This is a genomic window from Rhodopila sp., assembly GCF_035548235.1.
Taxonomy (GTDB): domain Bacteria; phylum Pseudomonadota; class Alphaproteobacteria; order Acetobacterales; family Acetobacteraceae; genus Rhodopila.
This window is the reverse complement of the sequence record NZ_DASZTJ010000088.1, coordinates 1-25602: the sequence shown is the minus strand read 5'-3', so window position 1 is coordinate 25602 and position 25602 is coordinate 1. Positions and strand designations below refer to the sequence as shown.

23 protein-coding genes are annotated in these 25602 nt (G+C 65.4%); 17 read left to right on the top strand and 6 right to left on the bottom strand.

The features are described from left to right. Positions 1-82 precede the first annotated feature (82 nt). Together VHB27_RS07290 and VHB27_RS07285 are read left to right on the top strand one after the other, a co-directional pair. Positions 83-1273, top strand: a complete 1191-nt coding sequence (locus VHB27_RS07290) for a PepSY-associated TM helix domain-containing protein (RefSeq protein ID WP_325598730.1) — start codon at positions 83-85, stop codon at positions 1271-1273. A 1-nt stretch (position 1274) separates the two neighbouring features. Beyond that, positions 1275-1478, top strand: a complete 204-nt coding sequence (locus VHB27_RS07285; protein ID WP_325598728.1) for a hypothetical protein — start codon at positions 1275-1277, stop codon at positions 1476-1478. A 56-nt stretch (positions 1479-1534) separates the two neighbouring features. On the opposite strand, the gene VHB27_RS07280 is transcribed toward VHB27_RS07285, so the two are convergent. From VHB27_RS07280 to VHB27_RS07260, 5 genes are read right to left on the bottom strand one after another with little or no spacing between them, the layout of a single operon-like run. After that, a complete protein-coding gene (locus VHB27_RS07280) occupies positions 1535-2314 on the bottom strand; it encodes an ABC transporter ATP-binding protein (RefSeq protein WP_325598726.1) in 780 nt (259 codons plus the stop codon). 3 nt (positions 2315-2317) lie between these two features. Beyond that, positions 2318-3085, bottom strand: a complete 768-nt coding sequence (ssuC, locus tag VHB27_RS07275; RefSeq protein ID WP_325598734.1) for an aliphatic sulfonate ABC transporter permease SsuC — start codon at positions 3083-3085, stop codon at positions 2318-2320. A gap of 5 nt (positions 3086-3090) precedes the next feature. After that, a complete protein-coding gene (gene ssuD / locus VHB27_RS07270) occupies positions 3091-4221 on the bottom strand; it encodes an FMNH2-dependent alkanesulfonate monooxygenase (protein ID WP_325598723.1) in 1131 nt (376 codons plus the stop codon). An 11-nt stretch (positions 4222-4232) separates the two neighbouring features. Then, complete coding sequence (locus tag VHB27_RS07265; protein ID WP_325598721.1) at positions 4233-5222, bottom strand: aliphatic sulfonate ABC transporter substrate-binding protein; 990 nt, start codon at positions 5220-5222, stop codon at positions 4233-4235. Between the two features lie 13 nt (positions 5223-5235). Continuing rightward, complete coding sequence (locus tag VHB27_RS07260; protein WP_325598718.1) at positions 5236-5433, bottom strand: hypothetical protein; 198 nt, start codon at positions 5431-5433, stop codon at positions 5236-5238. Between the two features lie 208 nt (positions 5434-5641). Between VHB27_RS07260 and VHB27_RS07255 the strand changes: the two genes are divergently transcribed. From VHB27_RS07255 to VHB27_RS07190, 14 genes are all read left to right on the top strand, one after another. Continuing rightward, positions 5642-6865, top strand: coding sequence for an NAD(P)/FAD-dependent oxidoreductase (locus VHB27_RS07255; protein WP_325598716.1), 1224 nt, complete (start codon positions 5642-5644; stop codon positions 6863-6865). A 762-nt stretch (positions 6866-7627) separates the two neighbouring features. Beyond that, a complete protein-coding gene (locus VHB27_RS07250; RefSeq protein ID WP_325598714.1) occupies positions 7628-9034 on the top strand; it encodes an exopolysaccharide biosynthesis polyprenyl glycosylphosphotransferase in 1407 nt (468 codons plus the stop codon). 96 nt (positions 9035-9130) lie between these two features. After that, the gene (locus VHB27_RS07245) at positions 9131-9877 is read left to right on the top strand and encodes a CpsD/CapB family tyrosine-protein kinase (RefSeq protein ID WP_325598712.1); all 747 of its coding nucleotides are present in this window, start codon (positions 9131-9133) and stop codon (positions 9875-9877) included. 1 nt (position 9878) lies between these two features. Further along, complete coding sequence (locus VHB27_RS07240; protein WP_325598710.1) at positions 9879-11273, top strand: glucosamine inositolphosphorylceramide transferase family protein; 1395 nt, start codon at positions 9879-9881, stop codon at positions 11271-11273. Between the two features lie 3 nt (positions 11274-11276). Further along, entirely contained in the window at positions 11277-12485 is a 1209-nt protein-coding gene (locus VHB27_RS07235; protein ID WP_325598708.1) for a glycosyltransferase, read from the top strand. Further along, complete coding sequence (locus VHB27_RS07230) at positions 12482-13264, top strand: WecB/TagA/CpsF family glycosyltransferase (RefSeq protein ID WP_325598705.1); 783 nt, start codon at positions 12482-12484, stop codon at positions 13262-13264. The genes VHB27_RS07235 and VHB27_RS07230 overlap by 4 nt, the downstream gene beginning before the upstream one ends. Then, positions 13261-14685, top strand: a complete 1425-nt coding sequence (locus VHB27_RS07225; protein ID WP_325598732.1) for a VpsF family polysaccharide biosynthesis protein — start codon at positions 13261-13263, stop codon at positions 14683-14685. Before VHB27_RS07230 ends, VHB27_RS07225 begins: the two co-directional genes overlap by 4 nt. After that, a complete protein-coding gene (locus tag VHB27_RS07220) occupies positions 14682-16208 on the top strand; it encodes a GumC family protein (protein WP_325598703.1) in 1527 nt (508 codons plus the stop codon). Before VHB27_RS07225 ends, VHB27_RS07220 begins: the two co-directional genes overlap by 4 nt. 2 nt (positions 16209-16210) lie before the next feature. After that, entirely contained in the window at positions 16211-17260 is a 1050-nt protein-coding gene (locus tag VHB27_RS07215; protein WP_325598701.1) for an acyltransferase family protein, read from the top strand. Between the two features lie 2 nt (positions 17261-17262). Then, a complete protein-coding gene (locus tag VHB27_RS07210) occupies positions 17263-18222 on the top strand; it encodes an NAD-dependent epimerase/dehydratase family protein (protein ID WP_325598699.1) in 960 nt (319 codons plus the stop codon). Further along, positions 18219-19346: a glycosyltransferase family 4 protein gene (locus VHB27_RS07205; RefSeq protein WP_325598697.1), complete on the top strand. Its 1128-nt coding sequence runs from the start codon at positions 18219-18221 to the stop codon at positions 19344-19346. The genes VHB27_RS07210 and VHB27_RS07205 overlap by 4 nt, the downstream gene beginning before the upstream one ends. Continuing rightward, positions 19343-21046, top strand: a complete 1704-nt coding sequence (locus tag VHB27_RS07200; protein WP_325598695.1) for a GMC family oxidoreductase — start codon at positions 19343-19345, stop codon at positions 21044-21046. The genes VHB27_RS07205 and VHB27_RS07200 overlap by 4 nt, the downstream gene beginning before the upstream one ends. A gap of 3 nt (positions 21047-21049) precedes the next feature. Then, entirely contained in the window at positions 21050-22036 is a 987-nt protein-coding gene (locus VHB27_RS07195; RefSeq protein ID WP_325598693.1) for a sterol desaturase family protein, read from the top strand. After that, a complete protein-coding gene (locus VHB27_RS07190; protein WP_325598691.1) occupies positions 22033-23121 on the top strand; it encodes a GNAT family N-acetyltransferase in 1089 nt (362 codons plus the stop codon). Before VHB27_RS07195 ends, VHB27_RS07190 begins: the two co-directional genes overlap by 4 nt. On the opposite strand, the gene VHB27_RS07185 is transcribed toward VHB27_RS07190, so the two are convergent. After that, a complete protein-coding gene (locus VHB27_RS07185) occupies positions 23118-24353 on the bottom strand; it encodes an NAD(P)-binding domain-containing protein (RefSeq protein ID WP_325598689.1) in 1236 nt (411 codons plus the stop codon). The two genes, VHB27_RS07190 and VHB27_RS07185, sit on opposite strands and share 4 nt — an antisense overlap. 569 nt (positions 24354-24922) lie before the next feature. Here VHB27_RS07185 and VHB27_RS07180 point away from each other — a divergent pair. Beyond that, on the top strand, positions 24923-25602 hold a 680-nt coding region (locus VHB27_RS07180; protein WP_325598687.1), incomplete at its 3' end, for an ATP-grasp domain-containing protein.

Here is a 25602-nt window from a genome sequence, read left to right as displayed (position 1 = left end):
ACAAATGGTGACCGGGGCCGACCTTCGCGGCGCCGCCGCCGATGCCCGGTCCCGGCACCCAGGCCATGCAGGAGAGAGGCGCATGTCTGCCCGGTCGATCCGCCTCTGGTCCGTGATCCATAAATGGACGAGCCTTCTGTGTACGCTGTTCCTGCTGGTGATCTGCCTGACCGGCCTGCCGCTGATCTTTCGAGAGGAAATCGGGGATTGGCTGAACGACGACCCGCCTTACGCGGCGATGCCGCCGGATACGCCGATGGCGTCGCTGGACGGCATGGCGGCCCAGGGCCTGCACCGCTATCCCGGCCAGATCGTCACCTCCATCTTCGTCGATGACGATGAGCCGAAAGTGCTCGTCTTCATGGCGCCGTCCTGGCGAGCCTTTATCGATGATCCGCGCAGCCGGCATTGGTTGAAGTTCGATGCCCGCACGGCGCGGCTGCTCCACGACTCCGATCCGATGTCGAAAGGAGGTCCCGATTTCCTGACGCTGATGCTGCGTCTTCACACGGATCTTTTCGCCGGCCTGCCGGGGTCGCTGTTTCTTGGGGCCATGGGCTGCGTTTTCGTGGCGGCCCTGGTGTCCGGCGTCGTTCTCTATGCGCCGTTCATGCGGCGGCTGCCCTTCGGCACCGTGCGGGCCAGACGGTCGCGCCGGCTGCGGTGGCTGGACCTACACAACCTGCTCGGCGTGGTCGCTGCCGCCTGGATGCTGACGCTGGGACTGACCGGCGTCCTGAACGAGCTGACCATGCCCCTCTTCGCGCTCTGGCAGAACACCGACGTCAGGGCCATGCTGCATCGCTGGCAGGGGGAGGCGCCGCCGACGGGGGCCGACCTCAGCTCTCCGGACGCGGCCTTCCGGGCGGTAAAGGCCGCTCTGCCGGGCATGGAGGTCGTCAGCCTGGTCTACCCGGGTTCTCCCTTCGGCACGCCGTTTCATTACGTACTATGGGCCAAGGGTACCACGCCGCTGACCAGCCGCCTGTTCAGCCCGGTGCTCGTCGATGCCAGGACCGGCGCGCTGACGGCCGTCATGCGAATGCCCTGGTATCTGCGGGCCCTGGAATTGTCGCGGCCTTTGCATTTCGGCGACTATGGGGGAATGCCGCTCAAGATCATCTGGGCATCGCTCGACATCGCAACCATCGTGGTGCTTGGAAGCGGCCTCTACCTGTGGCTGAAGCGCGGCCGGATCCCGATGGAATCGCAACGACCGGGGAACGAGACGATATCCATGCAAGAGGCGCCCGTCCGGACGGCGGCGGAATGACATGACGCCCCCGGCGATCGGTCGTCCCGCGGTCTGGCGCTGGCCGATCGCGATAGCCATGCTCACCGTGTTCGGCCTGTTCGCGGCCCTGCTGGGCCAGGGCGGCGTCTGGCTTTGGCTCTCATGGGCCGCCCTTGCGTTTCCCTTGGCGGTGATCCTCGCCTGCCTCTCCCGATCGGGGAAAGCGGGACGGCAGGGCCGGTGAACGATACGGCCCGGCGCCCGTCGGGGCCGTGGCCCGCTTGTCCCTGGTGCCTGCCCCTACCGCGCCAGCAGCCGCTCCAGGATCCGCCCCTCGATCGCCGCCGCCCGCGGGTCGCCGTGGCGGCGGGGGCGGGGCAGGTCGACCGCGACGTCCATCGCCACCCGCCCGGCGTCCAGCAGCAGGATGCGGTCGGCCAGCGTCACCGCTTCGGACACGTCATGCGTGACCACCAGGGCGGTGAAGCCGCGTTCCAGCCAGACCTGCTCGATCAGCGCCTGCATCTCGATCCGGGTCAGCGCGTCCAGCGCGCCCAACGGCTCGTCCAGCGCGAGCACCGCCGGATTGCTGACCAGCGCCCGCGCCAGCGCGACGCGCTGCTTCTGCCCGCCCGACAGCACCGACGGCCAGCCGCCGCCGCGTTCCGCCAGCCCGACCTGGCGCAGGGACTCCCGGGCCAGCCCGCGCCGTTCCCGGTTCGGCGGCATGTGGGACAGGCCGACCTCCACGTTCGCCGCGATCCGCTGCCAGGGCAGCAGCCTTGGCTCCTGGAACATCAGCCGCACCCGCTTGCCCCAGCCTTTGGCCGCGCCGTCGACGGCGATATCGCCCGCGGTCGGCTCGTCCAGGCCCGCCAGCAGCCGCAGCAGCGTGCTCTTGCCGCAGCCGCTGCGCCCGACGATGGCGACGAACTGGCCGGACGCGATCTCCAGGTCGATGCCGCGCAGCACGTCATGCGCGCCGAAGGACCGCGTGACGCCGGACAGGCGTAGCGCGGCCCCCGCGCTGCTGCCGCGCAGGTTCAGGTCCGGGACGGGGGAAACGACGTTGACGGTCATGCTTCAGGCCTTTGCATAAACGGGGTTCCACCGCAGGCAGACGCGTTCCAGCAGCCGCGCGATGCTGTCGGCCAGCTTGCCCAGCCCGGCGTAGATCAGGATCGAGACCACCACGACGTCGACCATCAGGAACTCCCGCGCGTTCATCGCCATGAAGCCGATGCCGGAAGAGGCCGAGATCGTCTCCGCCACGATCAGCGTCAGCCACATGATGCCCAGCCCATAGCGCAGGCCGACGAAGATCGAGGGCAGGGCGCCGGGGAAGACGACCTGCCGGAACACCGCGCGCCGGCTCAGGCCGTAGGCACGGGCCATCTCCAGCAAATGCGGGTCCACCGAGCGGACGCCGTGCAGCGTGTTGACGTAGATCGGGAAGAACACGCCCAGGGCGACCAGGAACAGCTTCGCCTCCTCGCCGATGCCGAACCACAGGATGACCAGCGGGATCAGTGCCAGATGCGGGATGTTCCGCAGCATCTGCAGGGTGGTGTCGGTCAGCGTCTCGCTCAGCGACGACAGGCCGTTGAGCATGCCCAGCGCGAAGCCGATGCCGCCGCCCACGGCGAAGCCGGCCAGCGCGCGGGCGCTGCTGACGCCGATATCGCGCCACAACTCACCGCTGCGGGCGAGTTTCAGGAACGCTTCGGCCACCGCGCCCGGCGACGGCAAGGTCTGCTGGTCGATCCAGCCGGCCGATACGCCCGCCTGCCAGATGACAAGCAGCAGGCCGGGGACCAGCCAGGGCAGGGCGCGCTTCGATGTCCCGACCATCGACCTCACGCCGCGGCCAGCCTTGGCTCCGCCGCGCGGAAGTCGCGTCCCGGCGCATGCGTCCGCTGGCCCACGCCCAGCACCGGGAACAGCAGCTCCGCCACCCGATACGCCTCCTCCAGGTGCGGGTAGCCCGAGGCAATGATCGTCCGGACCCCCAGGGCCTGGTATTCGCGCAACCGGGCGGCGACGGTCTGGGGGCTGCCGACCAGGGCGGTGCCGACGCCGTGGCGCACCAGCCCAACGCCGGCCCACAGGTTCGGGCTGATCTCCAACTGGTCGCGCCGGCCGCCATGCAGTGCGAGCTGGCGCAACTGCCCGATCGAGTCGGTGTCGGCGCGCAGCCGCGCCTGGGCCGCTGCGATCGTCTCGTCGGACAGGTGGCTGATCAGCCGGTTGGCGGCTTCCCACGCTTCCTCATCCGTTTCGCGCACGATCAGGTGTACGCGCAGGCCGAAATCCAGCTTCCGGCCTCGCCGGGCCGCCGCCGCTCGGGCCGTATCCAGCTTTTCCTTCACTTGGGCAGGCGGCTCGCCCCAGGTCAGATACGTGTCGACATGCGCCGCCGCGACCTCGATCCCCGCCGGCGAGGACCCGCCGAACCACAGCGGCGGATGCGGCTTCTGCACGCTGTCGAAATAGCCCAGGGAGGCGTCCTTCGCGCGGAGGTAGTCGCCGACGAAATCGACTGCCCCGTCGCGCAGCAGCCTGCGCCAGATATGCAGGAACTCGTCGGTCGCCGCGTAGCGCTGGTCGTGGTCGAGGAAGATGCCGTCGCCCGCCAGTTCCTTCGGCTGGCCGCCGGTGACGATGTTCAGCAGCAGGCGGCCCTCGCTGATCCGGTCCAGCGCGGCGGACTGCCGGGCGGCAAGGTTGGGGGTCAGGTAGCCCGGCCGCAGCGCCAGCAGGAATTTCAGGGTCCGGGTCTGCGGCGCCAGGGCGGAGCCGACCATCCAGCCGTCGAGGCAGTTGTTGCCGGTCGGCAGCAGCGCACCGCCGAAGCCCAGCCGGTCGGCGGCCTGGGCGATGTCGCGCAGATAGCCGATATCGGCGGGGCGATGGCCTTTGTCGGTGCCGAGATAGGCGCCGTCGCCGCTGGTCGGCAGGAACCAGAACAGGTTCAGGGGTTCGGTCATCGGATGCGTCCCTATGCGGTGGGGTGCCAGACGGCGGACGCCACCTGGATGTCGGCCGGGATCAGGTTCAGCGCACGGAACCGGTCGGCGACCTTCTGCTGGCTGTCGACGAACGCCTGGTCCATGAACCGCACCTGGAACGGCGCGCGGTCCACCGCTCGGCCGATCGCCTCGCGGCTGATGCCGGTGGACGCGGCAAGCTGGTCGGCCACCTCCGACCTGTGTGCCCGCGCCCAGGCGCCGGTGGCGATGAAGGCGTCGACCACCTTGGCGGTGACGGACGGGTTGTCGTGGGCGAAGCCGGCACGCGCCAGGAAGAAGGCGTTCTGGCCGCCGACCTGGGCGTCGGTGATCAGCGTGCGCACGCCGGGCCGGGTCTCGAACAGCGCGTAGTAGGGGTCCCAGATGCTCCAGGCGTCGATCGCGCCATGCTCGAACGCCGCGCCGGCGTCGGCGGGGCCGAGATAGACCGGCTGGATCTGGTCATAGGTCAGGCCGGCCTTCTCCAGCACTTTCAGCAGCAGGCTATGGGCCGAGGAGCCGCGTCCGAACGCGATTCTCTTTCCCTTCAACTCGGCCAAGGTCTGGATGGTCGAACCGGCGGGCAGCAGCACGGCCTGGCCGCCGGCGGTCTGGCCGGCGATATAGACGAGGTTGCCGTGCGCCGCCTGCGAGAAGATCGGCGGCGTATCGCCCACGCCCCCTACATCGATGCTGCCGGCGCGCATCGCCTCCAGCATCGGCGGGCCGAACTGGAACTCGGTCCAGGTCACGTCGATTCCCAGCGGCGCGAGCTGGGTCTCCAGCGTCTTGGCGGCCTTCAGCGCGATCAGGATCGGCTCGCCCTTCTGGAAGCCCATCCGCAGGACGCCCGCCGCCTGAGCCCTGCGGACTGCCGACAGGGCCAGGGCGGAGGCCAGGAGCGTGCGTCGGTGAAGGCGTGGACGGGGCGCGCCGCCCCACGCCCGGACCGCGATGCGGTCCGGCCTTATGGCTGTCATGGGTTCTCCTGCGTCAGTGCGTGGCGGAGGACGCCGGTCCGCCCAGGAAGAGGCGTCGGGCGAGGCGCTGGACGTCCGCCAGGGACGGCCAGATGGACCCGTCCAGCTCTTCCAGCCGCATGTCGGTGGCGATGAAGCGGAATCCGGAGTCGAGCCGGACGGCGGCGCCGACAAAGGCACCATCGACGTCGATGATATGGGATTGCAGCATGGGCGTGGCGTCCTTTCGAGGATGGATATGAGGATATTTTTTCTGAAAAAGGCAATATATAGCCTGAAAAAAGATTATTTTTCTTCATGTCTCGGATATCGTCGGGATTTTGCGCTGCAATACGGCCCTGACCGAGTATCACCGTGTCCGTGGGTTGCCGTCCGCCGCCGGCACTGCTTCCATCCGGCGGGCGAAAGGGAGACGGACCGTGGATCAGCAGATCGTCATCGTCGGCGCGGGCCACGCGGGCGGGTCGGCCGCGGCGATGCTGCGGCAGGCGGGATGGACCGGCGGCATCACGCTGATCGGCGACGAACCGATTCCGCCTTATGAGCGTCCGCCGCTCTCGAAGGCGTGGCTGAAAGGGGAGGCGACGGCCGAAAGTCTGGCGCTGCGCCCGGCCGCGTTCTACCCGGATTCGGGGATCGCGCTGCGCCTCGAGACGACCGTCAGCGCGATCGACCGTGCCGGCAAGGCCGTCATGCTGTCCGGCGGTACGCGCCTGCCATACGATATCCTGATCCTCGCCACCGGCGCCCGCGCCCGCCGCTTGCCGATTCCCGGTTCCGACCTGCAGGGCGTGCTGGAACTCCGCAGCGCCGCCGATGCCGACGCGCTGAAGGCGGCCTTGCGTCCCGGCGCCAGGCTGGCGGTGATCGGCGGCGGCTATATCGGGCTGGAGGTCGCGGCGTCCGCCCGAGCGCTGGGGGCCGAGGCGGTGATCGTGGAGCGGGAAAGCCGGGTGCTGGCGCGGGTCGCCTGCCCGCTGCTGTCGCAATTCTTCCACGACTTCCACGTCCGCCAGGGTGTCGCGATCGAGACCGGCGTGCAGGTCGAGGCGCTGACCGGCACGCGCGGCATGGTCAGTGGCGTGCGGGTGGGCGATGGGCGGGTCGTCGCCTGCGACGCGGCGCTGGTCGGCGTGGGGGCGATCGCCAACGATGACCTGGCGCGCGAAGCGGGGCTGGCCTGCGCCAACGGCATCGTCGTCGACCTGGCTGCGCGGACCGACGACCCGGCGATCTATGCCATCGGCGATTGCACCGTCCGGCCGCTGCCGCTGTATGGGCGCACCGGGCGGCTGGAGAGCGTGCCGAACGCCCTGGAGCAGGCCAAGCAGGCGGCGCATGCGATCTGCGGCAAGCCGGCGCCCGCGCCCGAGGTGCCGTGGTTCTGGTCCGACCAGTACGACCTGCGCCTGCAGATCGCCGGCATCCCGTTCGACACGGCCGAGATCGTGGTGCGCGGCGACGTCTCGGCCGGGAAGTTCGCGCTGTTCCATCTGACGGACACGGGCGTCGTGCAGGCGGTGGAGGCGGTCAACGCGTCGATGGAGTTCATGGGCGGACGTCGCATCATCGCCAGGCGCAAGGCCTTGACGCGTGCCAGGATCGAGGATCTGTCCGTTTCGATGCAGCAACTCGCGGCGTGAGGCGCATATTACCGGACAGTATTATCGAGAGATATTCTGTCGCCTCTTCACGATTTTCCAGTCAACAGGTTGCCGTCACTTCATGTTGCCACGACGTATGGTTTCATAAACTTCATCCGCACGCGTTTTGATAGTGGGGTTCCGGAGTCCCGACGCCTTTGCAGGCGTGACAGCGGGCTCATTATCCGATCCCCTTCGTGACTGATACGACTGCGATAATTTCGTGATCGGCCGGATTGTTCTGTCATCACATATTCATTCCGATATCAAATTCAGACCTCGCGCCTCTCGCTTGCCCGACTCGGGAGGTCATGGGGTTCGGTTCGAGATCGGTCCATCATCCTCGTGACTCGGCTCCAACCTTTTGTGAACAATGGGCTTCCGGTTCAGTTCGATTCTGTCCTCGCGGCCGTTGATCGATGCGATCGAAACGTTCTGTTCTTTCACAGTACACGCAGAGTTTGGTTTCGTCGCGTACGGACGCCACGATAGTTTCCCGCCGTCGCCACCAGACGGTCGACGGTGCAGTTCTGAATGGGGCCGCGACGGGGTACCACACATAATCCACCACGTGATCAACCGCCGTGACGGAACGGCGGCTTGTATTGCTTTCGGAATGGCCGCCTACGACTCAACAGCAACAGGAACAGGCTGATGCCCGGCATGGCTGACTCAGACATCGCCATCGACATCGTCCAAACGCACGCCTCCCGCCAGCCAAGAGAAGGTGGCCAAAGTCATCCGCCGGCCCGCAGGTCCACTTTGGTCCTGAGCACCCTGGCCACGATCGGGCTGGATGCGCTGTCGGCGGCGCTGGCTGCCGCGGGATGCTATGCGCTGTTCAATCCGCTGTCGGACTTCACGCTGTCGTCCGTGATCGTGCCGCTGGCGCTGCTTGTGTTGTCGGTCAACGTCAGCTTCCTGGAGCGTGGACTCTATACAGGCACGGAGATCGTGAGCAACCGCCTGAACGGACGGCGTGTCGCACTGGCCTGGGTGCAGGCGGTCGCGCTGGGGACGCTGCTGACCTTCTGCCTCGCGACGTTCGCGAGCGCCAGCGACCTGCGCACGACGTTTGCCGATATGACGCGCATCTTGCGCGGGCCCTGGCTGCCGCTCTTCCTGGTCGTCGGTTTCCTGAGCGTCCTGGGCGCGCGCAAGGTCCGTGTCAGCGCGATCCGCGTGCGCATCGCGTTGAACCGTTCGGTGATCATCGGTGATCCGCGATCGATCGACGACCTTGTCCGGCGGCTTCGCACCGGCGCCGATGGCGCCGCGTTCGACATCGTCGGCGTCGTGGAACTGGATTCGGTCGATCCGGAGGCGAGGAACGCCCGCCTGGACACGCTGGAGCGGATGATCCAGGAGGATACGATCGAAACGGTCCTGGTGGCGTTGCCTTGGACCGCCACCGAAGAACTGCGGCAGATCGTTCACCGGATCTCGCTGTCACCCGTAAACATCTATGTATATCCAGGGATGCACACGCTGAAGTTGCTTCCGGACGTTGATACGCGACGAAACGACGTGCCGCTGCTGATGGTGTGCCACCGACCGATGGAAGGGTGGCGCGCGGCCGTGAAGCGTTTGGAGGATATCGCGGTATCGGGGTTGCTGCTGGCCTTCATCTCGCCGGTCATGGTGGTGATCGCCTGCGCGATCAAGTTGACATCGAAAGGACCCGTGTTCTTCCGCCAGCGCCGCCTCGGCTATAACAACCGGGTGATCGAGGTGCTCAAGTTCCGCTCGATGTATACGCATCTCTCGGATGCCGACGCTTCGGTGCAGACGCTGCGTGGCGACAAGCGTGTGACAAGTGTCGGTGCCCTGCTGCGACGATCGAGCCTGGATGAGCTGCCGCAGTTGATCAATGTGCTGCGTGGGGACATGTCGCTGGTGGGGCCGCGTCCCCATGCGCTGGCCACCACGGCCGGCGGCGTCGCGCTGCACGACGCCGTCCCGGTCTATGCGGCGCGCCATCGCGTCAAGCCCGGCATCACCGGCTGGGCGCAGGTCAACGGCTATCGCGGCGCGCTCGACAGTGTCGAGAAGATCGTCCACCGGGTGGATCACGACCTTTATTACATCGAGAACTGGTCACTCGGTTTTGATCTCAAGATATTGTTCCAGACGGTGTGCCTTGTTTTCGCCGATGACAATGCGTTTTGATTTCGGCGTCCCAATTTCACCCCTTACAGTCCAAGTGAAAAGTAACGCCAGAAACCGTAATGATGCCGGTGGTAACCTGTACTGGAGAAGCACAACGTGAACAGGCTATCGAGTCCAGAGCTGACCATCCTTCGCAAGCCGACGGGCATGTCCGGCCCGGTTGGACCCCACGCGGTCGAAGATAGCCCGCTGTCGCCGGTACGGATCGGCATCGGCGCCGTATCGCGCCACCCTCCGTCCTTCGTGCAGCTTTATTACGCGATCGAGGCGAGGCGGACGACCGCGATGCCTCTTGCGATTCAGTTCGCCTCCCCCAGCCCCGGAGGCGGCGCCAGCACCATCGCGTCCGGCTACGCTCGGGTTGCCGCCGACGATTGCGCCCAGCCGGTCCTTTATATCGACTGCAACGCCGCGGGCCCGGTGCGGCGCCGCGGGAAGCAGGACCCGTCCGCGCCGTCGCTGGCCGACACGCTGCGCCGGGGGGTATCGCTGTCCGAGGCGATTCAGCCCGTGCGCGATACGCGGAACCTGCTTTGGGCACGGCTGGCATCGGGCGATCGGCCGCTGCTCGCCCTGGGCGGCGACCGGCTGCAGGCCTTGCTGGACATGCTGCGCGCGAGCCACCCGGTGATCGTGCTCGACACGCCGCCCACCGACGTCCCCGAGGCCGCCGCGGTGTCGCGGTTCTGTGACGGCACCGTATTGGTCGTCGAGGCCGGGAAGACAAGGCAATGGGAAATCGAAAATGCCAAGGCGCTGATCGAGCGCCTTGGCGGCCAGCCCGTCGGCGCCGTCCTGAACCGGGAACGCACGCTGCTGCCGCGGTGGATGGGCGGTCGATGACATGAACGACGTGATGCTGCCCGTCGAGGCGGCCGTCTGGCCTTTGGGACTGGCGGCGCCCGTACTGTCCGGCATCCGGCCCGATGTGGTCGCGGATCGCAATGACATGCCGCGGCTGGAGCCGGGCCTGGCGCCGCCGTGCGCCGTGCCGCTGTGGCGCCTGGAATGCGCCGACGGCCAACCCATCGACGCCAGGGGCCTGCTCGCGCGGTATTGGCATCGCCGGCCCTATGCCGTCACCCTGCGGCTGGCCTGCTATCCGCCGACTTCGACGGTGGCCGAAATCCTCGATGAAGTCACGATCGGAACGACCGGATCGTGGAATGACTTCCGGGCGTCGGTGGATCGGATGGCGATGCGGCTGGTAAAGGACGCGGTGCAGGGCGGTTCGCGCGGCCCATCGGCCGACGCGCCGGCCGTTGCGCCGTCGGGCCCGACCGGCTGGCTGCAGCGCTGGCGGCGCACCTGGCGCGACCGGCTGACGTCCGAATGGTGGTCCCTGGGCAGCGTCGATGCGCCGCCGGAGGCCATGTTGAGCGACGCATTGCTGCGAGATATCCGCTGGTACGCGCCACAGGCTGGCGAGCGCTATCTTGCCGACCCGTTTCCCCACCCGGGGACCGGAACGATCCTGTGCGAGGAGATGCCGCGCATCGGCGGCATCGGGCGCATCGTCGCGGTAACCCGCGCCGGTGATCGCCGGTGCCCGTCCGACTTGTGCCCATCCGACTTGTGCCCGTCCGACTTGTGCCCATCCGACTTGCCCGTCCTGGATGATGGCCTGCACCACTCCTATCCCTGCACGTTCGCGGCCGGCGAAACTGTCTATTGCGTACCCGAAACATCTATTCGCGGCGGCACGCTGGTCCATATCCTGTCCCCCGATCGCCGCTTGACCCCAATCGCCGAAGTCGCCCCCGACGCTCGGCTTGCCGATCCGACCTTGTTCCGATACCAGGACAAATGGTGGATTGCCTGCACTGACCTCGACATCGGTCCGCACGACAATCTGTGCCTGCTGCACGCTTTGTCGCCCGAAGGACCTTGGCGGCGTCACGATAAATGGCCGGTCAAGATCGATGTCCGCGGTTCCCGCCCTGCCGGGTCGGTGGTCATGATCGGCGGTCGCTTGATCCGCCCGGCCCAGGATTGCGCGGAAGGTTATGGTGCCGCCATCGCGCTGAACGAGGTGATGTGCCTGACCGAAACGACCTTCCGCGAAGTGCGGATCGGAACCCTGCGGCCGGACCCCAATGGCCCCTTCCCGAATGGGCTGCACACGCTGACCCATGACGGGGAACGCTTCTGGGTGGACGGCAAGCGCATCGTCTTCGATCTGGCGGGAAAGCTGGACCGGAAACTGTCGTTGGCTCGTCGCGGACGAAAGGAGCACTGAACCATGTCAGTATCCGTCGCCACGACCAGGACCGCACCGCGTCCGCGCGTCAACGCGCAGCTTGATATCGCCAAGCCGCGCCTGGCGATTTACATGCACGACCTGTCCGGTGGCGGGATCGAACGGCAGAGCCTCGTCATCGCCCAGGAACTGCGGCGGCGCGGAGGGGATGTCACCCTGGTGCTGCATCGCCTGCGCGGTCCGTTGCGGGATCAGCTTCCCGCCGGCCTGCGCGTCGTTGACCTGGAAAGCCGGCGCACATGGGACGACGTGCCGCGGCTTGCCGCGTTCCTCCGCCGCGACAGACCCGATATCCTGGTGGCGAACTTCGATCTCAACAACATCGCGGCGCTGCTGGCCAAGGCGATCAGCCTGAGCCCCACCAAGGTCGTGATCTGCCAGCATAACCCGCTGTCGCGGAGCTTCTATGCCACCGAACGGCGGCTTCTCCGCTATGTCGGGCTGGGCTACCGAGCGCTCGCGCCTTTCGTCAGCATGGCCGTTGGAGTGTCGCCGGGGTTGGCGGATGAACTGCATCGCCTCGGGGGCCTGCCGCGGGAACGGACCGTAACGATCAGCAACCCGGTCATCGGTCCCGATTTCGCCCGCAGTGCTGCCGCGCCGATCGAGCATCCCTGGCTGAACGATCCCACGCGGCCGCTTTTCGTCACGGCTGGCCGCCTGGTGGCGCAGAAGGATCAGGCCACGCTGCTGCGCGCTCTGGCCTTGCATCTGAACCACCGCGATATGCGGAGCCGCCTGCTGATCCTGGGCGAAGGTCCGCTGGAGGCAGAACTCAAGGCGTTGTCTAAATCGCTGGGCTTGGACCAATCCGTCGACTTCCTGGGCTTCCGGCCTGATGCACCGGCCTGGTTCAGCCATGCCGACGCCTTCATCCTGTGCTCGCGCAGTGAAGGTTTCGGCAACGTCATCGTCGAAGCCCTGGGCTGCGGCACGCCCGTCATCGCCAGTGACTGCACTTATGGACCCAGGGACATCCTGGAGGGCGGCCGCTTCGGCCTGTTATTCCCCCCGGGCGACCCGGTTGCCCTCGCTCGAGCCATGGACGAAGTCAGATCGTTGCATACACGTTTTCCTGCCGAAACACTGTGCCAACGCGCAAGCGCTTTCACGTATGATGCCTGCGCCGCTCGCTATGTCGAGGTCTTCCAGGCCTTGACCCCGAAACGCGCCTGGACGGCGCCGGCATGAGGCAGACCTATCGCAACCAGGTCGAAGCGCGTCCGTTCGGCCTGAAATTCAGTCCCGAGTCGGCACGGGACATCGCGCTGACGGCGCTGAATGACGAGCGTATCGAGCAGGAGGGCGTCGCACTCGTCGTCACCCCTAACATCGATCATATCGCAACGATCCGTCGTTCGGCCTCTCTTGCCCAGGCATACAGGAACGCAACTCGTATCGTTTGCGACGGCTGGCCGGTGCAGGCCTATGCCCGGTTCCGGGGGCTGCGCCTGGATCGCGTGACCGGATGCGAGATCACCAGCGAACTGATGCGCATGGTGCCTTACACGTGGCGCCACCGGATGTTCTTCGTCGTGGATAGTCAAGAGACGGAACGCGCGCTGGCGGCGTGGGCGCGGGAGAACAAGGTCGAGATCCGAACGGAGGTCCCGCCTTATGGTTTTGAGCGCCATCCCGGCTATTGCGTCGAACTGGCCGGCAAGATCGCCCTGTTCAATACGACGATCCTGGTGATGGCGGTCGGTGCGCCGCGGAGTGAGATTTTCGTCGATACGCACCGTGTCCTGCTGCCGCCGTGCTGGGCATTCTGTGTCGGCCAGGCGGTGAAGATCGAACTCGGCCTGGTTCGCAGGGCTTCGCCAGGGTGGCAGGCCGTAGGGATGGAATGGTTGTGGCGGTTGCGCCAGGAACCATCCCGGCTGGCCAAGCGATACGTAACTGCAGCATTCGGCTTTTCCCTTGCTGCCTTCGAGGACTGGATGCGGTCACCGCCGCGGTGGAGCCGATGAAAAGCCTCCGAACCTTGTCTCCGATGCTGCCGTCCGACCTGCGATACCGAGCGGGGAATGCCAGGACGCGTCGGGCGGCGTATGTGATTGCGTTGTCGGCGATTATCCTGGAATTCGCGATTTCGGGAAACACGCTGGAGGTGATGGGCATCGACTACTCGAGCCCCGGCGGCAATCCGTTGGTGAAGTTCCATCCCGGAACGTACCTGATTGCGATCGCGGCGTTCATGGTCCTGTTCCTTCAACGACCGGCCGGCGTTGGCATCGTGCGATTGTTCCGGCAGACGCCGGCCCTGGCCGGGTTCATCGGCCTGATCCTGTTCTGCGCCTTCTACTCCATTCTGAATGTCGGGATCAGCGGAGCGGCCACTTACGTTGAAAGCTACCTGGTTGCCGGCTTGCTGGCGATCGTGATCGAACCGGCGACCGACCGCCAGAAGCGCACGCTGGCCTGGTGGATCGTGGCGTTCGTCGTCCTGAGCATTTTCATTTCGGTTGGCGAGACCATCACGCAGACACATCTGATACCGCTGAAACTCGGCGATACGCCGGACAAGCCATTGCCGACCGACGTCGATGACTTCCGCGGAGCGGGACTGTTCGGTCACCCGCTGACGGCGGCGGTGACGACGGCAATGGCGGTGTTCATGTTGCTGCGCATGCGGATGAACGGGCTGGTGAAAGGCGCCCTGTTCACGCTGTTCATCATCGGCCTGCTGAGCTTCGGCGGACGGGCCGCGCTGCTGGTGACGATCGTTATGCTCGTGATCGCCACCGGCGTCGTGCTGATGCGGGGTATGATCCGTCGTGACCTGGATCCTGGGTTTGTCGGTGCGATCGTGGCGGCGCTGGTGATCCTGCCGCCGATCCTGATCATGGTGTTGACCAGCACTGACATCGGCAGCCGGATCGTTTCCCATATGTACATGGATGAATCGGCGGATGTCCGAAGCCTGCAATGGCTGATCCTGAACCATCTGAACCTGCATGACGTGATGTTCGGCGTGCCCATGCAACGGATGGAGATCCTGAAGTACCAGATCGGGCTTGGATCGGATACGACGGACATCGAGAACTTTTGGTTGCTGATGTTCCTGAACCTGGGGACCATCGGTTTCATCGTCTTCCTGATCGCGCTGGCATTGCTATTGCTGCATCTGGGTCGCACGACCGCGCACCCGCTGGGGTGGATGCTGCTGATCGCGGCGGTCGCCATCGACTCCACCAGTAATTCCTTGGGTCGCAAGAGTGTCGATCTGCTGTTCATGACGGCCTGCATGGTTGCGATGACGGGCTTCCCCCGCGTCGCACCGCGCCGTGCTGCCGCGATCTGGCGGCTGCCGGGGCGGGCCCAGGTTGGTCTGCGCACGCGTCTCAATACCCAACCCGTTCACGCTAAACTTGCAGGACTGAAGTCATGAGCGACACACTCGCACTTCCCCCGCGCCTGATGATGCGGGACCTGATGCTGACCGCGGCCACTCAGAAGGGGCGTGTGCTTCTGATCTTCTTCTGCGTGCTGGCGGTGAGCATCGCAATCGCCGTGAACATCAAGCCCGACTACAAGGCGCATTCCAGCCTGCTGGTCCTGATGGGCACGGAGCATACGTTCCGCCCGGCTGCGGGCCAGCAGTTCATGAACAGCGGTGGCGTGGACGCCGAGGAGGTGCTTCGGACGGAAGCCGGCATCCTCGGCAGTGACGATCTCCATCGCAGCGTCATCAAGGCGATCGGGATCCAGCAGCTCTATCCGAAGTTGCTGGAAAAACCGTCGCTTTTGGAGCGCTGGTTCGGTGGGATCAAGCGCACCGTCACGGATGCCCTCGGCATGACCCAACCGGATTCCGGTTCTGGACCGAACGACGTGATGTCGAAGGCGGCGGACCTGTTCGCCCGAAACCTGACGATTACGGTGGATAAGAAATCCAGCGTCATCGGCCTGGATTTCACCAATCCGGACAGGGCATTGTCGGCGGAAGCGCTGCATGTGCTGGAGGAAAAGTATTTTGCCCTGAGAGCGAAACTATACAACGATATCCAGGCGCCGATCGTGCTGGCGCAGCAGCAGGACGTCGGCAAGCGGCTGGCGGCTGCCGATGCCGCCTTGCAAAGTTTCAAGCAGGCCCACGACATCAGCAATTTCGCTGATCGGCGGCAGATTCTGATGCGCCAGCAAGGCGATCTCGAGCTCGCGCTCGCCCGCTCCGAGGGAACCATCGCCGGCCTGTCCGCTCGGCTTGAGCAGCTGAACCACCAGCTTGCCAGCGCAACCGGGAGCAAGAAGGGGCCACCGAATGCCGCATCGGCCCTGGAAGGCATGGTCCAGACATATCGCCAGCGTGAGGTCGATGCCCAGACCCGGTATCGCGGATCTCCCGCGGTTGACGAGGCGCGCCGGCAGATGTTGGAGCGGGAAACGGACATCGCCCGCATGCGGGCAACCGAGGCGTACGGCGTTCAGGCCGATCGCAACAAAACGGACGCCGACCTTCGTACCGCCTTGGCCGCGCATGATGCGCTGACGGCGCAGTTGAACGACCTGAACAAGCAGATCAACTCGCTGGATGCGGACGAAACGCAATTGGACCAACTGACCCGCAACCGATCGATCCTGGAGGACAATTACAAGTCCGTCTCGAAGATCCTGGACCAACGCCAGGTTATCGAGACGGTCGAGGCGAAGCGGGAGTCGTCGGTGCGCGTGATCCAGCCGCCATTGGAGCCGGCCCTTCCGTTGGCCACGCGCCGGCTGATCCTGATGGGCGGGTTCGTGGTGGGGCTGCTGCTATCGATCGGTTCCATCCTGATGGCGCATTTCTTCCAGGCGATCTACCTGCGGCCGGAGGCGCTGGAGATGGATACAGGGCTTGCGGTCCTGGCCGCCGTTCCGGAGATGCGGTCGCTGGGCCGCGCATCCGGTTCCATCCTGGTGGTACCGGGCTGATCATGCGCGCAGCGAAACCCCACGATCTGCTGGGCGTCCAGGCGCTGCGCGCGGCGGCCGCGCTGATGGTGGTCGCCTATCACGCAGTGGATCAATGGACGACGCATCGAACGGGCTATCCGCCGGGCGATCTTTGGCCGAACGGATCGGCCGGCGTGGATGTCTTCTTCGTCATCAGTGGGCTGGTGATGACGATATCGGTGCAACGCAACCAGAACCGGCCGCATCCGGCCTGGAGTTTTGCGCGCGACCGGCTGATTCGGATCGTTCCGCTATACTGGATCGTCACCACCCTCAAGATCGCTGCGGTGGTGGCTCTGCCGGCGCTCGCGACGCGGACACGACTCGACCCGCTCTACGTGGCCGGCTCCTATGCGCTGTTGCCGGTGCACGACTGGACCGGAACGTTGCGGCCGGTCCTACCGGTCGGCTGGACGCTGACATATGAGATGTTTTTCTACATCCTGGTGACCGTTGCGTTATGCGTCCGGATGCCGTTGGAACGGGTCTGCGCGCCCATACTCGCGATTGTGGCGGTGCTGGGCGTCGTGGGACCCGACAACGGATTCGCCAATACGATCGTGCTGGAGTTCCTGGCCGGCGTCGCCATTGGCCGGCTCATGGAACGCCTGCAGCAGATGTCGCTGACCTTGGCGTCCGCTCTGGGCGTTTGCGGCTTCGGCGTGTTGGTGGTTGCGCCGCTGCCGAACGGCGACCTGCGGCCGCTGATATGGGGCGTGCCGGCCGCTCTTCTGGTCGTTGCCGTGGTCGCTGCAGAGGCGGCACTTCGCCGCGTTACCCCACGCTGGCTGCTCGCGGCCGGCAACGCGTCTTATGCGACCTACTTGACCCATGGCTTCGTGGTGCCGGCGGTCTATCTGGTGATAGGGCACATCAGCAACAATAACGAGGCCGGGCTGGCGGCCATGATCGCCTTGTCGCTGCTGTTGAGCGCCGCCGGGGGCCAAATCACCCATGTCGTGCTGGAGCAGCCGGTGCTGGCGTTCTTGCGTCATCGCCGCACGGCGCCGGCCGCCATGGCGCCGGGGTGAAAATGGATCATATCGAACAACACCGGAAGCCGGTCATCGTCCTGGGTGCCTCCGGCTATGTCGGGCGCCGTGTGATGGAGGCGCTGAACGGCAGCGGCCGATGGCGTGCCATCCCGGTTTCACGACGGCCGGCGAAGGCCGGCTGGGTCACCGCCGATGCGGTGGACGTCATAGCCATGCGCGCCTTGCTGTCGAAAGAGGGCGCACACGTCGTGAACTGCGTCGCCGGCCGGTCCATGATGCAAGCGACCGATACGCTGTGCAGGGCAGCGCGGGAGGTTGGGGGCGGACGGATCGTCCATCTCAGCAGCATGGCCGTCTATGGGACCGCGACCGGGCTGGTAACGGAATCGCAAGAACCTGTTGCGCCGCTCAGTGGCTACGGCCAAACCAAGCTGGAATGCGAACGCCGCCTGCGCCGGCACATGGACGGCGGCGGGTCGGTCGTCATCCTGCGCCCAAGCTGCGTCTTTGGGCCGGGGAGCCCGCAATGGACGACACGCATCGCGCGACTGTTGCGCGCACGACGACTTGGCGACCTTGGAGCCGCAGGCGACGGAGGATGCAACCTGATCTTTGTCGATGACCTCGCCGCCACGGTAGTCAACGCGCTCGATACGCCGGAGGGCTGTGGACAGGCGTTCAACGTCTCGAGCCCCGATGTTCCGACCTGGAACGAATTTCTGGTGCGCTTCGGGATGGCATTGAACGCCGTTCCGGTCCGACGGATTCCGGCGCGCATGTTGAAGCTGGAAACGAAATTGCTTGCTCCGGCACGCCGGGTGCTGGCCAAGGGAACGGACCATCCGCTGACGGAGGCGATCACGCCTTCGCTGCTGGCGCTGTTTGGACAAGGCATCCGCTTGGATTCCACACGGGCGATCCGAACGCTGGACATGCCAGCCAGGTCCGTGTCGCGGATGATCGACGCCGTATCACGACCGGAGATGGCCTTGGCATGAGTGACCGCCGTACGGTTTTCCTGGCATGTCCCTATGGACAAATAGGCGGCGGGATGGGGAGCATCATGGCCTATCTGGCCTCGTTGCGACAGGACCCATCCGGACGGTTCCAACTGCGGCGCCTGGAGACGCGGGGAGGAAGGCACATCGCCGCGTCCCCGTTGTTCCTGGCCGCCGCCACCGCACGAGTGCTCGCCGAAGGCGCGCGCGGTCGCTTGGCGGTGGTTCATCTGAACCTGGCGGAACGCGGTAGTTTCTATCGCAAGGCAACCGTGCTGGCAGCGGCAAAGCTCGCGGGCGGGCGAGTGCTTCTTCACCTGCATGCCGCGCAGATCATGCAGTTCCACGCCTCGATGAACGGCGCCGGGCAGCGCCTGATGCGTTGGGTCTTCCAGTCCGCCGACCATGTCGTCGTGTTGGGGGATGTCTGGAGACGGTGGGTATCCGAAACGTTCGACGTCCGGATGGATCGTATCAGCGTGGTCTATAACGGCGTCCCTGCCACGGCGTTCGAGCCGCGGTCGGTGCCCGAGGATGGACGCTTCCGCTTGTTGTTCGTCGGCAATCTGCTGGAACGCAAGGGGGTAGCGGACCTGCTGCGAGCCTTCGCCAGTCCCGAGTTGAAGGGACGCGACGTCGAACTGACGATGGCGGGCGGCGGTCCGGTGGACACCTATCGTGCCATGGCGGAGGGGCTGGGAATCTCCGACCGTGTTCGGTTCACCGGCTGGGTCAGCCAGGAGCAGGCCCGCCGCCTGATGGTCAACGCCGACGCGTTGATCCTGCCGGCCTACGATGAGGGGTTGCCGTTGGTGATCCTGGAGGCGCTTGCCTCCGGCACGCCGGTGATCTGCACGCCCGTCGGATCGATCCCGGAGGTGCTGACCCATGAAGTGACCGCGCTGTTCGTCAAGCCTGGCGACGAAGCCGGCATTGTTGGCGCCATTACGACAATGGTCGATCATCCGGATCTTCGTCGCCGCCTAGCGGAGAGTGGGTCCGTTCTGTATCGCCGGTTGTTCACGATGGAAGCGTTCTCCGAGTCGATCGGCGCACTCTACGCCATGCTGATGCCGTCGCCGCCGGCGGTCGACATCCAACTCCGAACGGGGGGCGCAGTATGATCCGCCATGCGAACGACGTCGTCCGTGGCGCGCGATTGACAGCCGGCACTGTCATCGTCGGCGGCGGCCCCGCCGGCATCACCCTGGCGCTGCAGCTTGCCCGAACCGAGCAATCGGTTCTTCTGCTGGAGTCGGGGGGTCTGGAGGCGGATGCGAAGGCCCAGGCACTCAATGCCGGAGAGGTTGCGGATGCAACGCTTCATAGTCCGCCGGATACGTATCGGCAGCGTATCCTCGGCGGCGGCACGTCGATCTGGGGCGGTCGTTGCGTGCCGTTCGACCCGATCGATTTCGAGCAACGCCCGTGGATCGCTCACTCCGGCTGGCCCATCGCCTGGTCGGAGATCGAGCCGTACTACGCCGCTGCCAACCTGATGTGTGAGGCAGGGGCGTGCGAGTACGACGCGCGTCTCGCGGTCCCAGGCGGGATGCGACCCGTGATCAGGGGGTTCGCGCCGGAACATTTCGATCTGAACGGGATCGAACGTTTCAGTTGCCCCACGCATTTCGGCACGCGGTATCGGGCCAGGCTGGCGGCCGCCCCGAACGTGTCGGTACTGCTCGGCGCGACGGTGACCCGCTTGCATACCAGCCCGGACGGCACCCGGATTACCGCGCTGGACGTCCGCAACCAGCACGACATCCCGTTCCAGGTCGAGGCCGACACCGTCGTCCTGGCGACCGGCGGGATGGAGGTGCCGCGTCTTCTGCTGACGTCGAACGACGTCCATGCGCAGGGGATCGGCAACACCCGGGATCTCGTCGGTCGGTTCTACATGTGCCACATCGCCGGCACCGTCGGGCGGCTTCGGATCGCAGGACCGCGCGATGCAGTCTGGCACGGCTACGACATCGCGCCGGACGGCACCTATTGCCGCCGGCGCATCGCCCTGCGACCTGAAATGCAGCGGCAGTTCGGCCTGGGCAATGTCATCTACCGGCTGCACCACCCGCGGATCACGGACCCATCGCATCGCACGGGGCCGCTATCGGCCATCTACCTGGCGCAACGTTTCATCAGCTACGAGTATGCCAAGCGGCTTGTCAGCGATACGCCGCCGACCGCGGGCATCTGGCTGCGGCATGGGGTCAATGCGGCAACCGACGCGTTGTCCACGCTGCGGTTCCTGACCCACTGGCTGCAACACCGGACACTGGCGGACAGGAAGTTTCCGTCCGTGATCATCAGGCCTCGGACCAATCTTTTCAGCCTCGACTTTCATGCGGAGCAGGAACCGAATCCCGACAGCCGGATCAACCTTTGCGAAGCGACAGACCGTTTCGGCAACCGCCAACTCCGTGTCGATTGGCGCTATACGGCGAAAGACGTCGAGACCGTAACCCGAAGCTTTGAGCTGTTGCGCAGAGACCTGGCGGAAAATGACGTCGGCGATCTCAACCCGGTATCCAATGAAACGGATATCGAAACCGTCATCCGTCGCGACGGTGCCTATGGCGGTCATCATATCGGCACCGCTCGGATGGCCTCCAGCGCCGCCTCGGGTGTCGTCGACCCCAACGGGAAGGTTTTTGGTGTCAACAATCTGTATATTGCCGGCAGCGCGACGTTCCCGACCTCCAGCCAGGCAAACCCGACGCTGACCATCGTCGCGCTGTCCCTTCGTCTGGCGCGGCATCTGACGCGTATTGCCCGTCACACGCCCAATGTCCTGACACAGGAGGCGGTGGCCGCCGAATAGACGATGCAGCATGTCGCGGCGTTTCTGGCCCACCACGTGACTGAGCAACTGACCGCCGAAAACCTGGCGGCGATCGGTCTGCTGTGGGCGACCGTTCTGTTTGCCGGTATCGTCACCTATGCGAGGACCCACCCCGATACATGGTCGACGCTGGACTTCCTGCGGCACCTGCTTCCCGTCGGGACCACGGCTCATCCATCCGCGCGTGCCGATGTCCTGTTCTGGTTGTCGCGGCGGATTTTCATGCCGTTCTTCGTGCTGCCGCTGGCGATCTCCACCGTTGCTGCCGGTCATATTGCATACTGGTTGCTGACACAACTACTCGGCGCGCCGGCGCACCCCCCGTCTCCTGCCGGTCCGGGTCTGTTGATCGCCTTCACGGTGACGATGCTTCTGGCTTACGACCTGTCGTACTACCTCTACCATCGGATGCAGCACGAAATCCCCATCCTGTGGGAGCTGCACAAGGTCCACCACTCCGCAGAGGTCATGGTCGGGGTCACCAAAGACCGTGTGCACCCCTTGGACGAGCTGATGAACCGATGGTGGGATGGCCTGATTCCGGGCCTCTGCTATGGGGTATGGATGTTCTTCGCGATGGACCCCGTAGAGGTTACGATCTTCGGCCTGAACGTCTACATGCTGCGCAACGTCATCCTGATGATGGACTTCGTCCGCCACACGCATCTGAAACTATCGTTCGGTCCTGTCCTGGATCGGATCCTGCTGAGCCCTCACTATCACCAGTTGCACCACAGCGTCGCCGAGAAGCACTGGGACAAGAACTACGGCCTCGCACTCAGCATCTGGGACCGCATGTTCGGCACGCTGGTCGTCCCTGAAGCCGATGAGGATTTCGTCTTCGGGCTGGCGAAGAACGAACACCAGGAGTACCAGTCCCTGTATCGGCTTCACGTCCTGCCCATACAGAAAATCCTCCGGCGCCTCCGGCCTTCGATACGCCGCCACCACGCCCGGACGCCAGCATGACCCTCCGTATCGCCTTCGTTCGCACGATCAGCGGCTTCACGGAGCTTCGCGAGCCGTGGCAGGATCTGTGGTCCCGCGCCGGTGGTTCCATCTTTCAGCATCATGACTGGCTGCATGGCTGGATGGCGGGCATCCAGACACGACGCGACATCCGAATCCTGGTGGCTTTGGCCTGGCACGATACGACTCTCGTCGCCGCGATGCCGTTGGCCGTGCACAGGCGGCACGGGGTTCGGATGCTGTGCTGGGCAGGGCAGTTGTTCAGCGATTACTGTGACGCGCTGACCGATCGCGAAACCGTGTTGCCGGAGCTGTGGCAGGCTGTCCTGGCCGCCGGCGGGTTCGACGTCATCAAGTTGCAGCAGGTGAGACCGGATGCGGCATGCCGATCGGTGCTCCAGGCCGGACCGCTTGCATCGGCAGATCGACATGAACGTTGCATGCGGATCGATATCCGCTGGAACAGCGGGGCGGAGTTCTTCCGGTCCCTGAACAAGAAAGGGCGGAACAATCACACCCGAGGCAAACGGATCCTGGGTGAAATCGGATCGGAACCGGTGTTCAGGCTCATCGAGCCGGATCGCGACGCCACCCCGATGTTCGATGAGATCTGGCGGCTGAAGGAAGCCTGGCTGCGCGTCAACGATCCCGCGTCGCCGCTGCTGGGGACGGATCGCGTCGTTCAACGATCGGTGCTCGACGGCGCATGGCGGACCGGGCTGACCAGGATTTTCCTGATCGAGTGCGGCGGACAAGTGGCCGCGGCTTCGGTCAACTTTGTCTACGCCAACCGCATGGAAGCCTATCTCACGGCCTATGATGCCCGGTTCGAACGCGCGTCCCCAGGCACGATCCTGATCGTTGAATATACGCAATGGGCCTGCGACCGAGGCCTGGCTCATGTGGATTTCCTGAGAGGCGACGAAGCCTTCAAGTCCCGCCTCGCCAACGCTGAGACCATTCTCACAGGATACCAGGGCGCTCGGACCCTGCTGGGCCACCTGGCTACGTCAGGGCACCGGCTGCTGTCTCGCCGGCGCGGGACCATGGAGGCCGCGCCGGCGAAGGAGCTGGAACCAGTCTAGGCTGCCGCGGCCAGGGTCGGCCGCATTGGCACCAGCCGACGCTCCGCGGTCCGTTTCAGGAAGCGGGACAGCCGATTGGAGGCAAAGCCGGCCCCGTACGCAAACCGCAACAGCGGGCCGAACGCGTTGGCCGCCGCAGTGCCGACCACGAACAATCCGGGCACCGAGGTTTCGAAATAGGGCGACAGGACCGGCGTGAAGGCCGCCATTTCCATCCGGTCCAGGATTTCCCGCGACAGGAACTCCAGTCGGCGCATGTCGACCTTGTAGCCGGTGGCGGAGATCACGTGCTCCGCCTCCACCGTTTGTTCCGATCCGTCACTGTTCTGGAAGGTGACGGCCGCCAGGCCATTGGCTTCACGGGATCCGACGACCCGCCTGCCAAGCAGGACGTCCACGTTCTGCTCGACCTCTGCGCGGGACGTCCAGCCCGGCGCCGGCCCGAGGTGGCGGCGCACGATCATGTGCCGGAAGTCACGCGGCATCTGATAGAAGACCATCGGCGCAAGCACGCACGCCAGGGACCGCCAGCCGGTGCCAAGGCCGGATTCCGGCGCCCTGATCTTCTCCAGCAGGGACCGGTCCGATGGGGGCCCGCAATAGGCGATACGATTCTTGCGGGCCGCCACCGACACCTTTGCGCCCTGCGCGCTCATCAGCGCGGCCATGCCGATCCCGGATGCCCCGCCGCCGATCACCAGGATCTGACGGCCGCGGAAGCGGTCGAGCTTGTGATGATCCGCGCTATGCGAACAAAGCGTCCCCAGGATGGGCGCGAGTTCGGTTGGGATCTGATGGAACTTCCGGATGCCGGCGGCGATGACGACACGCCGAGCGGTGATGATATCGTGGTTGTCGAGGTGAAGGGTGTAGAGGGAGCCGTCGAAGTCCAGGTGGCGGACCCATTGCTCCCGCAACATCGGCACGAAGCGCTTCTGGAAGGCGACGCCATAGGCGCTGAAGGTCGCCAGCGGGACCGGCAGGCCCGAGTCCTGGTAGGGCAGGCCATGCTCCGCGCAGTAGTCCTGTAACGTAAAGGCCTTGTCGGGGTGCCATAAATTCGACGCAAACCCTTCCGACTTTAGAACCATGCCTTCCGGCATGCCGGTTCGCCATGTGTGCATCGGTTCGCCCAGGACGACGCAGGCGATGCCGGCCTGCGCCAGATGCGCACCCAGCGACAGGCCGTAAGGGCCAGCCCCGATGATCGCGACATCGGTCGTCTGGTTCATGCGTGAGTGGCCCATGAACGTGACGTGATCGTGTGCATCACAAGGACTCCATCGCGGTGGGAAGGGACTTTTCTTACCGTTGCGGCTTTGGTCTACTGCCGTAAAGGAAACATAGACAAATTCGCAGAATAGAGTGCGGAATGTCCAGTCACTCACTGTTAAATGATGGCAAAGAGATGCGCGCTGTACAAGCAGACTTTACCGGAAGCTGCTCTTCCATACCGGGGGTCCTGGAGGAGGTCTCGCCGCTTCCGCCGCTGGCAGCCGCCTCCCGCCGTGTCGAGGTGGCGCCGAGGATTCTCCTCGCTACAACCGGCAAACTAGGATCAACGGCCAGGCTCGCCATGGAGTTGCACGACGCCGGCGCTCAAGTCGCTCTAGTTTCGCTGCGCAAACATCCGGCGCGTGTTCTTGCATTTCTGTCGCAATGCTATCCATACAGCGCATTCAATCCGACCGGCAGCTTGCACGCCGCGATACAGGATTTCGCGCCGAACCTGGTTATTCCTTGCGATGAGAGAACGGTCCGGGACCTCCATCAAGTCTGGCGTTCGGCGCGCGACCCGGCGGTGCGCACGGTGGTCGAGCAGTCGGTCGGTCCTGTCTCCAGCTTCCCGACCGTACGATCGCGCCATGCACTGCTGTCCTTCGCGGCCCGGGTCGGCGTGCTGGTGCCGGACGCCGCGCCCCTGACGGACCAGGCCTCGCTCGACGCCTGGATTGCCAGTCATCCGATGCCTCTCGTTCTGAAGGCGGACGGAAGCTGGGCGGGGTTTGGCGTCCGCATCCTGTCCAGCGCGGCCAAGGCACGGTCAGCCCTTGCGAGCATGCAGCGGCCGATCGGCCTGCGCCTCGCGCTGCGCGAGGCGGTGCTGGAAGGCGACCGCTTCGCCCTGCGCGCCTGGATGCGGCGCGAGCCGCCGGCGCTGTCGGTGCAGTCCTATATCGACGGCTGGCCGGCGAATATCGGCGTCGCGTGCTGGAAGGGAGAAATCCTGGCATTCACCTGCGCCGAGGCGGTGGCGACTGAATCCGCGACCGGCCCGTCCACCGTCGCCCGCATCATCGACAACCCGGACATGGTGGAGGCCGCGCGCAAGGTCGTCTCGGCCCTGGGCCTGTCCGGTCTCATCGGGTTCGACTTCATGATCGAAGCCGCCACCGGCAATGCCTACATGATCGAAATGAACCCGCGCAATACCCCCATCTGCGCGGTACGGCTGAACCCCCCGCACGACCTGGCGGAGGC